Origin of the sequence: Bacillus sp. JJ1773, from assembly GCF_036962035.1 — a bacterium.
In the GTDB taxonomy this organism is placed as follows: domain Bacteria; phylum Bacillota; class Bacilli; order Bacillales; family Cytobacillaceae; genus Cytobacillus.
On record NZ_JBALNX010000077.1, the window covers coordinates 1 to 13,980 of the forward strand.

Genomic DNA, 13,980 nt, shown 5'->3' on the forward strand with positions numbered 1-13,980 from the left:
CACGACCGGTCACCAATAATAGATTCTATCCCGTCCAATCAGCCGAACACCCATTTAATTTCTAATATTCCGTATATTTATACAGATTTTTGTCGAGTTGAGTCATTTCCTTCAATGGGGTTAAAATAAAGGTAGAAAATGATTTATTGGCTTAGGGAGGGCTTTTTTATGAATAAGTTGGCGATTATTGGGATGCCTATGGATTTGGGTCAAGCTAGACGTGGAGTTGATATGGGGCCTAGTGCTATTCGATATGCAGGAGTAAATGAGCGGTTAAAAGCATTGTTTGATGAAGTTCATGACAAGGGAGATATTGCTATAGGGAGACCAGAAGTAGAGGTTGATCCGGTTTCCAACCTGCGCAATTTGAAATTAATTGCTGAGAAAACAGAATTGCTCGCTAAAGAGGTGGATCAAGCCATTGAGGATCAAGCGTTTCCACTTGTACTTGGGGGTGATCACAGCATTGCGATTGGCACACTGGCTGGGGTTGCTAAGCACTATAAAAATTTAGGCGTCATTTGGTATGATGCCCATGGGGATTTAAATACGGCAGAGACTTCTCCTTCAGGAAATATTCACGGGATGCCGCTTGCTGTTAGTTTAGGCATGGGTCATCCATTGCTTACCAATGTGGGTGGCTTTGCTCCGAAAGTAAAGCCAGAGAATATTGTCATTATTGGAGCTCGTTCTTTAGATGAGGGCGAAAGGGAATTAATAAAAGAGCTGGGAATTAAAGTGTATACGATGCATGAAATCGACCGCTTGGGTATGACGAAGGTTATGGAAGAAACGATTAACTATTTAAAAGAGAAAACGGATGGGGTCCATCTGTCTCTTGATCTAGATGGGTTAGATCCTCATGATGCACCTGGAGTAGGAACTCCGGTTATTGGCGGAATCAGCTACCGGGAAAGCCACTTAGCCATGGAAATGCTAGCGGAAGCACGGTTGATTACCTCAGCTGAATTTGTTGAGGTAAATCCGATTTTAGATGAAAAGAATAAAACAGCATCTGTTGCTGTTGCTTTAATGGGTTCATTATTTGGCGAAAAGCTTCTATAAAAAATACCAGGCAGTGGCTCAACAAAAAGCCCTGCCTAATTTTTTTTATTCTGGGTGTAGTATAAATTGAGCAGCCTGTCCAGTTTTGTACTCATGTCTACTACTTGTTGACTACACAGAGAAGAGGAGGATGCTAAATAAATCATTTCTCTTCTGCAATCTTCTATATCCTTTAATAGTTTACAATCACACATGAGACCACCCCTTTTTTGCTTTTGGATATACCTATTTATAACTGCCTGAATTTCGAAATAGAAAAGCTTTAGGACGTACATCTTTGGCAATCCTCAAATTTTACTTACTATAATCCCCGTAAAATAAAATTATTAAACACCAGCAGTAAATATTTGTTAATATAGATATGGTTAGTATTTTTTAAAAAAAGTGAAACCTTTTCCGCTATCGATCGTAATATCGATTAGCCGCATTAGAGCGGAGGTAAAAGAAAAATGGAGACAATCGTAAAGAAAAGGATTAAGCAGGTACTAAAAGGGGATCAAGACTCCTATGCAGAAATAGTAGAAATCTATAAAGAAAAAGTATATATGATTTGCTATAGAATGCTGGGAAATAGACATGAAGCAGAAGACATTGCACAGGAGGCTTTTTTAAGAGCTTACGTGAACATTCATAGTTTCAATATAAATCTGAAATTCTCTTCATGGCTTTATCGAATTGCTACGAATCTTTGCATCGATCGAATGAGGAAGAAGAAACCTGATTATTATTTAGATGCAGAGGTAGCAGGGACTGACGGGTTAACGATGTATTCGCAAATTGCTGCAGATACGAGTCTGCCCGAGGAGGATCTTGAAAGTCTGGAGCTGCAAGAGACAATTCAAAGAGAAATTTCCAAGCTCCCAGAAAAATACCGTACAGTGATTGTTCTCAAATATATTGAAGAACTTTCCTTAAATGAAATAAGCAAGATATTAGATTTGCCATTAGGTACGGTTAAAACAAGAATTCATCGGGGAAGAGAAGCATTAAGAACCCAATTACGACACGTATAACTTTATTCAGCAATAAATTCCCACCTTCATAGGTGCGAGTTAAATGTAAATGGGGTTCAAACATTGGCTGAATAAAGTAAAGCCTCCGGCGAGCCTTTCGATTTTTTAAGGAATTTATCGAGCGAGCTCAGGTAAATCTGGGCGCAAATAAGCCAAGGCGAATTTGATTATGAAGAGGGTGAGAACTTTGAAGTGTCCAGCAGAAGTGATTCTTTATATGCATGAATATTTAGATGAAGAGATCTCAGCCGAACATGAAGCAGAGTTAAGAGCGCACTTGCAAAGCTGCAAAGAATGCCAGGCGCATTTCCATGAATTACGAAAGACTATTGCACTTGTCAGAAGCACTTCACATATACAAGCGCCATCCGATTTTACCGCAAAAGTGATGGCCAAATTGCCAAAGGAGAAGCGGAAGGTCGGTTTCCAGCGCTGGATTAGACAGCATCCGCTAGTGACGGCTGCATCTCTATTCCTCGTACTCATGATGGGAAGCATCATTTCCTCGTGGGAACAAGATCATCAATTCTCTGTGTCGAGACAGCCCAATCTCGTAGTACAAAATGACACAGTCATTGTTCCTGAAGGAGAGGTAGTCAAGGGTGACGTCATCGTTAAAAATGGCAAATTAAAAATAGAAGGACAAGTTGAAGGAAATGTGACCGTTATTAACGGAGAGAAATATTTGGCATCGGCTGGAAAAGTCACAGGGGAAATAAAAGAGGTGAATGCTGTTTTTGACTGGATGTGGTATCATATCAAAAAAACAGCTAAAGAGGTAGTTAGCATATTTGAAGGCAGTGAGCCTGAGACGGTTCAATAACAAACAATCATTCTACAACGGAATCTTGCTTTTAGGCAGGATTCCGTTATTTTATATGGAAAGTTAACAGTATCCAGACGGGTGGTATTGCATGCTTTATGGTATAATATGAAAGCTATGTTAATGAATAATGATGCTTTTAATATATATTTGGAGGAAGGATAATGTCGTTTTCAGATTTCTCTATACTGAAATTATTAGCAAATACTGTTGACATTCTCCTCGTTTGGTATGTCATCTATAAACTGATTGTCATTGTCAAAGGGACGAAAGCCGTTCAATTGGTAAAAGGAATATTTGTTATTCTTCTTGTAAAGGTAATCAGTGATAATTTCCACCTCCAGACACTTGGGTGGATGATGCAGCAGGTACTTACTTGGGGATTTGTAGTGATTGCAATCATTTTCCAGCCTGAGTTAAGAAGAGCCCTTGAACAACTTGGGCGGGGACGATTTTTTTCTAGAACAGGCAATCAGGAGTCAGAAGATCAGGAAAAATTGGTTGAATCGATTGTGAAGGCTGTCGATTATATGGCTAAGCGCCGGATTGGGGCCTTAATTTCCATTGAACGGGAAACCGGAATGGGCGATTATATCGAAACAGGCACACCGCTAGAATCAAAAATTTCGTCAGAATTACTGATCAATATTTTTATCCCTAATACACCATTGCATGATGGGGCTGTTATTTTACAAAAAAATCAGGTGGCTGCTGCTGCTTGCTATCTTCCTTTGTCAGAAAGTCCATTTATCTCGAAGGAGCTTGGAACCAGGCACAGGGCTGCACTAGGGATTAGTGAAGTAACGGATAGTGTAACGGTAGTTGTTTCAGAAGAGACGGGCAGTATTTCGCTAACAAAAAATGGCGAACTTCACCGTGACTTACAATCTGATGACTTTAAGGAAATGTTAACAACGGAATTGATTACACAAAACCGAGTTAAACAAGCTTCTTCCGCTCGTTGGAATTGGAGGGCGAAGAAAAATGGATAAATTAATTGACAAGCTGATTGGCACACGCTGGTTTATGAAGATTACCGCATTAATTCTTGCCATGCTTCTCTTTACTTCTGTTTATGATCCACAAAAGGACGTTTCCAACATTAATGTGCCTAGCGGGGAGGATTATGAAATTCTATCGGATATACCAGTTAAAAGCTATTATGATACTGACAATCTTGTAGTAACAGGCGTCCCGGAAACGGTGAAAGTGACCATACAAGGTCCAAAGAATCTATTGCAACCCGCAAAAGCGCAACGTAATTTCGAAGTATATGTGGACTTAACAAATGCTGCCATTGGCACAAAACGCGTTCCGTTGGAAATTCGAAATTTATCAGACAAGCTGAAAGCGACAATTGATCCTGCCTATGTAAATGTCAGCATTCAGGAGAAAGTAACAAAGGATTTTAAAGTAGATGTAGAATTTGATAAGACCTTGTTAGAGGCGGGCTATATTTCCGAGCCTCCTGAGGCAGAGCCGAAAAGTATAAAAATAACGGGAGCTAAGGATGTCATTGACAAAATTAGCTATGTAAAAGCGACAGTGAATATAAGGGGGACTATAAAAGAGACTGTTCGAAGAGAAGCACAGATTCAAGTGCTAGATCGGAATATGAATAAGCTTGATGTTTTATTAGAACATGAAATGGTTGATGTCATCATCCCAGTGAAAAGCTTGAGTAAAACAGTTCCCATTAAGGTGATAGAAAAAGGCAGTCCGCCGGCGAACATCAAGATTGATTCCATTACACCTGATATAAAAGAGGCTAAGATTTTTGCTGCACAGGATGTGTTAGATAGGACGGACAGCGTAAGGGTCGAAGTAGATGTTAGCCAAATCAATGAAGATACGGAAATATCACTGCCTGTCATCATTTCTGAAGGAATTATTGAGGTGAATCCAAAAACGATCAGAGTAGCGATCCAAACAAGTGAAATTCCACAAGAGGGAGATCAAACTGTAGAAACGGATGAGAATAAAACTTTCTCTAATCTTCCAATCAGTTTTTCGGGCCTCCCTAACCAATATGAGGCAGAAGTGTTATCGCCAAATAACGGTGCCAGCCTAACTGTTACAGGAAAAAGCGAAATGATTAAGCAATTAAAAGCTAGTGATTTTCTTGTTTTTCTTGATTTATCTAATATAGAAGCGGGAGACCATGACGTCAAAATTAATGTAAATGGTCCTTCAAATGTTCAATGGAATCTGGCAACGGATGTAGCAAAAGTTACGATTACACAAAAAGAGATTTAATATAAATAATGTTTAAAGGAGAGTATGCATTAATGGGAAAATATTTTGGTACGGATGGGGTACGTGGAGTCGCAAATAGCGAGTTGACACCTGAGTTAGCTTTTAAATTAGGGCGTTTTGGAGGATATGTTCTGACTAGAGATAAAAGCCGTCCAAAAGTATTAATTGGCCGCGATACTCGTATTTCTGGACACATGCTTGAAGGGGCACTCGTTGCTGGTCTATTATCTATCGGAGCAGAGGTCATGCGTCTTGGCGTCATTTCAACGCCTGGTGTTGCTTATTTAACAAAAGCACTTGGGGCAGAAGCGGGCGTCATGATTTCTGCTTCACATAATCCTGTGGCAGACAACGGAATTAAGTTTTTTGGCCCTGATGGGTTTAAGCTATCTGATGAACAGGAAAATGAAATCGAAAGCTTTATGGATCAAGAGGAAGATCAGCTGCCAAGACCGGTCGGAGCCGAGCTTGGACAGGTGAATGATTATTTCGAGGGCGGACAGAAATACTTGCAATTTTTGAAGCAAACTGTGGATGAGGATTTCTCCGGCATCCATATTGCTTTGGATTGTGCTCACGGAGCGACATCTTCCCTTGCATCACACTTATTTGCCGATTTAGATGCAGATCTATCCATGATTGGAGCTTCTCCTAATGGATTAAATATTAATGAAGGTGTAGGATCAACACATCCTGAGACGCTTGCTGCATTTGTAAAGGAAAAGGGAGCAGATGTCGGTTTAGCATTTGATGGGGATGGAGATCGCCTTATTGCGATAGATGAAAATGGCGACATTGTAGATGGCGATCAAATTATGTATATATGCGGGAAATACCTGAAAGAACAAGGCAGACTGCGCCATAGTACAGTGGTTTCGACTGTTATGAGCAACCTTGGTTTTTATAAAGCGCTGGAGGCGAACGGCATTCAAAGCATTCCAACAGCTGTTGGTGACCGCTATGTAGTAGAAGAAATGAAGAAGAATGGCTATAATCTTGGAGGCGAGCAATCCGGCCATATCATTTTCCTTGATTATATTACGACAGGCGATGGGCTCCTTACAGGTCTTCAGCTTGTAAACATCATGAAAATGACGAAAAAGCCATTATCAGAGCTTGCAAAGGAAATGCAAAAGTTCCCGCAAAAGCTTGTGAATATTCGTGTGACAGATAAGCACCATGTGACAGATAATGAAAAAGTAAGTGCGATTATTTCAGAGGTTGAAAAAGAAATGAGTGGAAATGGCCGCATTTTGGTGAGACCATCTGGAACAGAGCCGCTTGTTCGTGTGATGGCCGAGGCGCCAACAGAAGAGCTATGCAACTCCTATGTGGAGAGAATTGCTGCTGTGGTCGTAGAAGAAATGGGATTGAATGAAGAGTAAACAGGCTATGCATAAGGGAACCGAACCGTTCTCTTATGCATATTTTTATTGTATAGGGAGTTTTTTTCCTCTATTTTTCAATTGACGAAAGAGTTTTTTGTGTGTATGATATTACTGTTTTTTAAAATAAATGGAAAGGTGGGCCGTTTTATTGTAAAAAAAATTAATATTGAAGCGCCTGGACTAATTCAGAACGGAAGTGGATTAGTTGACGAGGAGGAGGTTTATCGAAATGTTCGGCGGATGCCTCCCGGTTCAAAGCAAACCGTTATTCCATCTATAAAACATTAGGGTAACTTAATGCACAAAGAGATGGGAATGCTAATTATTAAAAATGACGTTTGATGAAAACAGCCACTGTAAAAAACAACATTACTAGTCGCTTGTCAAAAGAAAACGTCAGAAGATCAATTACAGAGATGAGGGGCAAGACTGTCCCAAAAGGCTTCTTGCCCCTTCCGATTTAGGAGGAAAAGAAGTATGTGTGGTATCGTAGGATATATTGGAAATTTTGATTCGAAAGAAATTTTGCTTAAAGGCTTAGAAAAGCTTGAATATAGAGGATATGATTCAGCAGGAATTGCTGTAATGAACGAGAACACTGTACATGTTTTTAAAGAAAAGGGCCGTATTGCTGATTTAAGAAACATGGTTGATTTTGATGTTTATGCCGAGCTAGGAATAGGTCATACTCGCTGGGCTACACATGGAGTGCCAAGTGTAGCCAATGCTCACCCGCACCAAAGCGCATCAGGGCGCTTTACTCTGGTTCATAATGGTGTCATTGAAAACTATGAAATCCTAAAGCGCGAATATTTGCAAGGCGTTCCTTTTAACAGTGATACAGATACGGAGGTCATCGTTCAGCTGATTGAATTGCTCGCGAATGAAGGACTAACAACTGAAGAAGCGTTTCGCAAAACGCTTAAGCAATTAAATGGGTCGTATGCACTTGCCCTTTTAGACGAAAAGGATAATGAAACCATCTACGTTGCGAAAAATAAAAGCCCGCTGCTAGTCGGATTAGGTGACACATTTAATGTGGTCGCATCAGACGCAATGGCGATGCTTCAAGTAACGGATCAATATGTAGAGTTAATGGACAAAGAAGTCGTCATCGTGAGAAAAGATGACGTGACGATCATGAACCTTGATGGTGAAAAAATCACCCGTGATCCTTATACAGCAGAATTAGATGCAAGCGACATTGAAAAAGGCACATATCCGCACTATATGTTAAAGGAAATTGACGAACAGCCTTTAGTGATGCGGAAAATTATTCAAAGCTACCAGGACGAAAAGGGAGCTTTAACAATTGATGGCGAAATTCTACAAGCAATGAATGAGGCAGATCGTATTTACATCATTGCAGCGGGAACGTCCTACCATGCTGGACTCGTTGGGAAACAATTCATTGAAAAAATGGCGAAAATTCCGGTAGAAGTGCATATTTCCAGTGAGTTTGGCTACAACATGCCGTTGCTTCCTGAAAAACCTCTATTCATCTTTATTTCACAGAGCGGGGAAACTGCCGACAGCCGTGCTGTACTTGTGAAAATTAAAGAAATGGGCTATAAAGCGATTACGATTACAAATGTGGCTGGCTCAACACTTTCCCGTGAAGCGGATTACACGTTACTGCTTCATGCTGGCCCTGAAATTGCTGTTGCTTCGACAAAAGCGTACACAGCACAACTTGCGGTATTAGCGATTTTAGCTGAGGTTACAGCAAAGAGCCGTGGAATAGAAATGGATCTTGATCTTTCTCGAGAGCTTGGCATCATTGCGAATGCGATGGAAGTGCTCTGTGATGAAAAAGAAGAATTCGAAGCAATTGCCCGTGAATTTTTATCCGTTACTCGCAATGCATTTTTCATTGGCCGTGGACTAGACTTCTATGTCGGTCTTGAAGGAGCACTAAAGCTGAAGGAGATCTCTTATATTCAGGCAGAAGGGTTTGCAGGAGGCGAATTAAAGCACGGCACGATCGCTTTAATCGAAGACGGCACACCAATTATCGCCTTAGCTACTCAAGAAAGTGTTAATTTAAACATCCGCAGCAACGTCCAAGAAGTCGCTGCCCGAGGAGCCAACGCGTGCATCATCTCTATGAAAGGTCTGGAAGCGGAAGAAGATACTTTTGTCATTCCAGCTGTGCACGAACTATTAACACCTCTTATCTCTGTTGTACCATTGCAACTAATTTCTTACTACGCTGCTTTACACCGGGACTGTGATGTTGACAAGCCGAGGAATTTGGCGAAGAGTGTGACGGTGGAGTAAGTGGAAAGTTTGGGAATTGATACTTGTTCACCGACATTAATGTTAGTAACTATACATTAATGTCGGTAACTAAACAAAATTGTTGGTAAAAATACATTAAAGTTAGTAACTACTTCAATATTTATAATTCAGGTATTAAATTAATATTTTTAGATATCATATAGTTATATTGTTTTACATTTCCGGGTAAAACAAGGTCATGAAAAGGATAAAAATATCTTAATAACGCCAATTAACAAAAAGCTTTGAGAAAGAGTGTTAAATTAAATAAACATTTGCGAAAATTAGTTCTTTACTAGTGTTTATTTAATTTACCCTTTTTTGAAGTTTATGTTAATTGGTGTTTTTTGTTGGTTATTTTTCTGAATATTCAGATGGGGGTTCGAAATGTCAAGAGGATCAAAGATAAAAAAATTACAAGAAAATCAATTATTAAGTGGAAGGGGGCAAGGAACAGGCAAAGATTATATACCGTTTATTCAAGCACATGACAATAAAGTTGCCTCAAAAGGATGGTTGACCCGTCATTTAGGTTGGAAAACTAAGAGAATTCATCATACACTTTCTAATCATGAAAGAATGTATCTTTATTTTCTCGAGTGGGTGGATGAGGTTGTAGACATAAGGGAGCAATTCCCTTTAATACCACTAGAAAGGACCCAGGAGATTGCTCAACAACTGGGTATCAAGCATGCCAACGTTGACGGGGTACCTGTCGTTATGACTACAGATTTTGTCATAACCTTAAAAACATCAAAAGGCTTGATTGATATTGTAAGGACTGTAAAGCCAGCCTCAAAGCTTACCAAAAGAACATTAGAGTTATTTGAAATAGAAAAAAGGTTTTTTATGGAGCAAGGAATTAGTTGGGGAATTATTTTAGGTAACCAGTTGCCTAAAGAGTTGATCTCAAATATAGAGTGGATTTATGAAGGAAGATATTTAGATACAAGACCAGGAGTTGATGAAGAGCTTGTAGACTTGATTAGTAATTCTCTTTTTCAACAAATCACTGAAGATGAGTGTTCAACATCCATTAGTAAAATTTGTCTACGCTGTGATGAGAAATTTGGAATTGATACTGGAACTAGTATGTTTGTTTTGAAGCATATGCTTGCAATAAAAAAATGGGGTACTGATATGAAGGTTAAGATAAAAGAATCGAAACCATTACAAATTATTAATTTGGAAGAACAACAACAATTTGTAAATAAGAATATTGGTTAGAGTGGAGTACTGAACATGTTACTTTTTGAAAATACAATTATAGAACTTTTGGATAGTGAACTAAAACCTGAATCGTTATTAAGAGTTCTTTGGATATCACCTGATGAGATGGACATTATCGTTGTAGAAATAAATGATAATAAAAAAATGAAATTTCCTTTTTCTCAGAACTACAATGAAATTGTAAACGAAATTAAGGGAGGTAAGGCAAGGATACTCGAGATTGACCCGGACCTTAGGTTGATTTCACCAGATGAGAGTTATCTAAGTAAGTATAAGTCACAAAGAGATGCAAACTGGGATGTTATAAAGGAAATTGTAATTAAAGAACCTGATATATATATTTCAAAGCTTCGAGGTACTTTGGTAAATGAAGTTGTTGAAAAAACAGGTAAGTCAAAAAAGGAAATATACAGATTACTAAAGAGATACTGGTTTTACGGCAAAATAAGAAACTCTTTGTTAAGAAATTATTTTGATTGTGGTGCACCAGGGAAACCAAGAGTATATTCCAAGAAGCCTGGACCAAGGTCAAATGATGGAAATGAATATATTGTAACAGACAATGATAAAAAGATATTTGAAGCATCAGTTAACAAATTCCATGTTAAACAGAAAATGAATCTGACTGCGACTCATCAACATATGTGTGAAGAAAACTATAACTCAGGATATTACAGAAAAAATGGAGTATTAGTCCCTATGATTGAGCCTAAAGAAGCCCCAACACTTCGTCAATTTCTGTATTGGTATAACAATGAATATCCGTTTGCTAATAAATACTCAAATAGACATGGAAAAAGAAAGGCTGAAATGGATATAAGACCATTGCTAGGGGATGCAACAGAACGTGCATTAGCTGTGGGTTACTTATATGAAATTGATTCAACTCCGGCTGATATTATATTAGTCGCAGAAGACAGGAAGACTATCATAGGTACACCAACGCTTTATATTGTTAAGGATGTATTTAGTCGTATGATTGTAGGTTTTCATGCTAGTTTATCATCTGCTTCGACAATAGAGTTAATGGTGGCTTTGGAAAATGCCGCTACTAGTAAAGTTGAGTTTTGTAGACAATATGAAATTGACATTGAGGAAAGTGAATGGCCAAGTAAAAATCTCCCCCAATTTTTAAATGGTGACCGTGGAGATTTGAAGGCAAAATGGTCAGAGAAATTGGTTAGTTTGAAGGTTGATGTCGATAATGCTCCTTCATATCGTGGTGATTTAAAACCCTTTGTTGAACAACACTTTAGACTGACTAATGATAAAATACGTGAACTATTTTCAAAAGTAGGGGCAAAACCTGGAAAAGCAAGAGAAAGAGGAGATTTCGACCCGGCCCGAAATGCAGCTTTAACTATATATGAGTTTACTCAGTTCATGATTCATCAAATTAAAACTTTCAACAAAAGCGCTTTAAATAAAGAATATTTTGTAACAAGGGAAATGTTTGAAGATAAGGTTGAGCTTACACCTCTGGGAGTTTGGAACTGGGGAACAAGAAAGAATGTATTACATCAAGTACCACGTGAGTTACTTCGATATACCTTGCTACCAAAAGAAACAGCTACTGTAACAAGATGGGGAATTGAGTTCTCAAAAATGTGTTATACGAATGAGTATGGCCTAAAAGCTGGTTGGTTTGAAGAAGGACATATTGACGGTCAAAAGCACATTAATATTAGTTATGACCCTCGTAATGTTAGTAGTATATTTATTTGTTTAAGGGACGGAAAAATTAAACAATGCAATCTTACTGAAAAGTATAAAGAATATGATGGTCTACATATTGAAGAAGTAAAAACTATTATGAAATATAAAAAAGAAACAATAAACAAAAAAGAAAGAGAGGAAAAGCAACACCAGGCAGAACTTCATGCTTTTTCAAAAAAATTGGCTAAAGATGCAACAAAGAAAACAAAGGATGCCACAGCGGATATGAGTTTCAATGCTAGACAAAAAAATAAGAGGGAAACAAGGAAAACGGAAGCTAGATCCATTGGAAGTCAGAATGCATGGACGGCAACTGATACTAATAATACTAGTGAAGAAATAAAGCTATCTACTGAGATAATATCTTTTCCTATTGAAACACACATACCATCTACAAATGGTGAACAAAACAAAATTCATCACCTTTATAAATCCAAAAACAAAGAGAGGAGAAGAAATCATGAATCTCTGGAATGAAGGGCTAAAAACATTAAAAGGAATTCATTGTAAGGCTGAATATCATGAACAAATTGTATTGCAAAACAGTGGAAATCCTTTTATTGAAGCAATACCTAACCGCCTAGATTTGAATGAGTTTTACGATAGACTTTATTCTACTCCACAATTTGAACCCGAACATTTAAAACTTGGAGTTGAAGACCGTATAGAACTCATACAGCAAATAAAACCGAGCTTTTGGTTGCCTCTTCCAAGTCACTATGACAAATATAGAATGGTTTATAACATGATAAAAATAGGGTATCAATCTAGAAATCCATTACTGCCTATGTATAATCGTCAGTTTGCTATAGGTTGGGATGAGATCCTTGAAGGTGGAATAGATGAAAATGGATTAAATATTGCAGGAAATATACAGACTGCACAAAGTGCTACGGAGATTGGACTAAGTGGAATGGGTAAAAGCAAAATTTACGAACGAATTCTGAAGCTTTTATTTCCACAGGTAATACACCATCATGACTACAAAGAGAGAAAATTACTACAAACTCAAGTAGTTTGGTTAATAATTGAATGTCCAAGTGGAAAATCAGTAGGAGCTTTGTGTAAAAATTTTTATTCAGCCGTTGATAAACTATTAGGAAGCAATTTTTATGAAAAGCACGGAGAAAAGGGAGGTACAATTGATAACCTGGCCAAGCGAATGGTTAAAGTAGCTGCACAAATAAATCTTGGTATTCTAGTTATTGATGAAATACAAAATGTTCATAAGGCTCATTCTGGTGGAGATGAGCGTATGATTAATTTTATTACTGAATTGGTAAATACCATCGGGATACCAGTTATTGTAATTGGGACTTTTAAAGCAATGTATCTATTTGAAAGCTCCCTAGCAAATTCACGTCGAGGTATTCCTGATACGTATAATGAAAATATTACAAGTTTCTTATTAGAAGATAGTTGGGAGTGGAATGAATTTATAGCAAATCTCTGGGACCTACAATACACAAAAAACTATACTCCATTATCAGATGAACTAAAAAAATCCATGTATTTTCATACATTTGGAATACCAGATATTGTGGTTAAACTTTTTATGCATGTTCAGGCAAGAGTTATTTTACATGGATCTGAAGAAAGAATAACTTTATCACTCATCAATGAAGTTGCTTCTAAAAGTCTTCGTCTTCTTCAATCTGTATTTGAAAAGATAAGAAGAGGAGGAAGTATCTCAGACTTAAATGAATTGGAAGATGTGAAACCTGAATGGAACTCATTTAATGAGTATATTAAGCAGGCTGCTCATCAAGTAAATCTATACGGCAAAATCGCTAAAGAGCATTCTCGAGCATATCAACTAAGAGAAAAGGAAGATATTCTTGAAGAACTTATTAATTTTTCATTGAATTTAGTTGCAAATGAGGAACTAGCTCTATCTCTAGCTAAAAAAGTATATGAAGCAAGTGAAGGCATGGGTGATAGATTTGGGATGTTTAAACAATTGGCTCAATTAGTAATTGAATCAAACAATACAACTTTAGCTGCCGAAGAGAAAAAGCAAAGTAAAGCTCGGAAAACAACAGATAAAATAAAGAAAATCAAACCAATGCTTGAAGAAGATGATCTTCGTTTTATAGTTCAACAAGGAGCAAAAAATGGCATGGCTACGGAAGAAGCTCTAACCGAGGCAGGTGTAATAAAAGAATGTGAAGAGCTCTTAGAGTTTAAAAATATTATATAAAAAGGTGAG

Annotated in this window: 12 protein-coding genes; 11 read left to right on the forward strand and 1 reads right to left on the reverse strand. The window is 37.9% G+C overall.

From position 1 onward, the window contains the following. Positions 1–168: 168 nt before the first annotated feature. Positions 169–1,065, forward strand: a complete 897-nt coding sequence (rocF, locus tag V7127_RS20455) for an arginase (protein WP_335347331.1) — start codon at positions 169–171, stop codon at positions 1,063–1,065. Between the two features lie 35 nt (positions 1,066–1,100). Here rocF and V7127_RS20460 read toward each other — a convergent pair whose 3' ends face one another. Beyond that, positions 1,101–1,340: an aspartyl-phosphate phosphatase Spo0E family protein gene (locus V7127_RS20460; protein WP_335347332.1), complete on the reverse strand. Its 240-nt coding sequence runs from the start codon at positions 1,338–1,340 to the stop codon at positions 1,101–1,103. Between the two features lie 174 nt (positions 1,341–1,514). Between V7127_RS20460 and sigW the strand changes: the two genes are divergently transcribed. The 10 genes from sigW to V7127_RS20510 all read left to right on the forward strand — a co-directional run bounded on the left by sigW (position 1,515) and on the right by V7127_RS20510 (position 13,971). Next, positions 1,515–2,078, forward strand: a complete 564-nt coding sequence (gene sigW / locus V7127_RS20465; RefSeq protein WP_335347333.1) for an RNA polymerase sigma factor SigW — start codon at positions 1,515–1,517, stop codon at positions 2,076–2,078. 187 nt (positions 2,079–2,265) lie between these two features. Then, positions 2,266–2,901 (forward strand): anti-sigma factor, encoded by a 636-nt coding sequence (locus V7127_RS20470; protein ID WP_335347334.1) that lies wholly within the window; start codon positions 2,266–2,268, stop codon positions 2,899–2,901. Between the two features lie 164 nt (positions 2,902–3,065). Further along, complete coding sequence (cdaA, locus tag V7127_RS20475; RefSeq protein WP_335347335.1) at positions 3,066–3,893, forward strand: diadenylate cyclase CdaA; 828 nt, start codon at positions 3,066–3,068, stop codon at positions 3,891–3,893. After that, positions 3,886–5,157: a CdaR family protein gene (locus tag V7127_RS20480; protein WP_335347336.1), complete on the forward strand. Its 1,272-nt coding sequence runs from the start codon at positions 3,886–3,888 to the stop codon at positions 5,155–5,157. Before cdaA ends, V7127_RS20480 begins: the two co-directional genes overlap by 8 nt. Before the next feature lie 32 nt (positions 5,158–5,189). After that, positions 5,190–6,542, forward strand: a complete 1,353-nt coding sequence (glmM, locus tag V7127_RS20485) for a phosphoglucosamine mutase (RefSeq protein ID WP_335347337.1) — start codon at positions 5,190–5,192, stop codon at positions 6,540–6,542. Between the two features lie 105 nt (positions 6,543–6,647). After that, positions 6,648–6,833, forward strand: coding sequence for a hypothetical protein (locus V7127_RS20490; protein WP_335354242.1), 186 nt, complete (start codon positions 6,648–6,650; stop codon positions 6,831–6,833). Between the two features lie 189 nt (positions 6,834–7,022). Continuing rightward, complete coding sequence (gene glmS, locus V7127_RS20495) at positions 7,023–8,825, forward strand: glutamine--fructose-6-phosphate transaminase (isomerizing) (protein WP_335347338.1); 1,803 nt, start codon at positions 7,023–7,025, stop codon at positions 8,823–8,825. 387 nt (positions 8,826–9,212) lie between these two features. Continuing rightward, positions 9,213–10,052, forward strand: coding sequence for a TnsA endonuclease N-terminal domain-containing protein (locus V7127_RS20500; protein ID WP_335489060.1), 840 nt, complete (start codon positions 9,213–9,215; stop codon positions 10,050–10,052). A gap of 15 nt (positions 10,053–10,067) precedes the next feature. Further along, positions 10,068–12,248: a Mu transposase C-terminal domain-containing protein gene (locus tag V7127_RS20505; protein WP_335489063.1), complete on the forward strand. Its 2,181-nt coding sequence runs from the start codon at positions 10,068–10,070 to the stop codon at positions 12,246–12,248. Next, positions 12,232–13,971 carry an AAA family ATPase gene (locus V7127_RS20510; protein WP_335489066.1) on the forward strand — a complete coding sequence of 580 codons (1,740 nt, stop codon included), beginning with the start codon at positions 12,232–12,234 and terminating at the stop codon, positions 13,969–13,971. Before V7127_RS20505 ends, V7127_RS20510 begins: the two co-directional genes overlap by 17 nt. Positions 13,972–13,980 lie beyond the last annotated feature (9 nt).